Below are 538 nucleotides of genomic sequence, written 5' to 3' on the forward strand. Positions count from 1 at the left end.
GTCGGTCAACGTCCCGTTCTGCCAGCGGAACGCCCGCCCGTTCGCCGCGCCCACCACCTGGCCCCGGTTGTTGACCCCGAGGGCCTCGCTGCCGATCTGCGTGAACACCCCGTCGCGCAGCCGGCCACCGACGCAGGTGCACGGGTAGTCCTGCGGCGGCACATTGAACCCGCCCACCACGTCGCCCGCGTTGTTGAAGTCGGTGGTGAACTCGTAGAAGTACTCCCGACCCAGGTCGGTGAAGACCCCGTTGCGCCACAGGAAGCGGTGCGGCATGTCGCCGGCCGGTTCGCTGGTGCCGAGCACCTGCCGCCGGTCGTTGACGCCGATCGCCACGCTGTTCTCCCCGCCCAGGGTGCCCAGGTCGTGGAGCTGACCGTCGCGCCAGAGCACCGCGCGGGTCAGGTAGTCCGAGCCGAAGGAGGTGATCGCCACGTCACCGAACTCGTTGACGTCCACGGCGCTGGAATTCGTGTCGCCAGGTAGCACGCCCAGGTCGGTGATGACACCGTGGCGCCAGAGCACGGCGTGCCGGGCG

General features: G+C 69.7%; 1 protein-coding gene. It reads right to left on the reverse strand.

Annotated elements, in window-relative coordinates:
* Window positions 1-538, reverse strand: a 538-nt coding sequence (locus tag PSH03_RS22820) for a hypothetical protein (RefSeq protein WP_238690372.1), incomplete at both ends; no start/stop codon positions are given.

This window comes from Micromonospora salmantinae (genome assembly GCF_022230905.1).
Classification (GTDB): Bacteria; Actinomycetota; Actinomycetes; order Mycobacteriales; family Micromonosporaceae; genus Micromonospora; species Micromonospora salmantinae.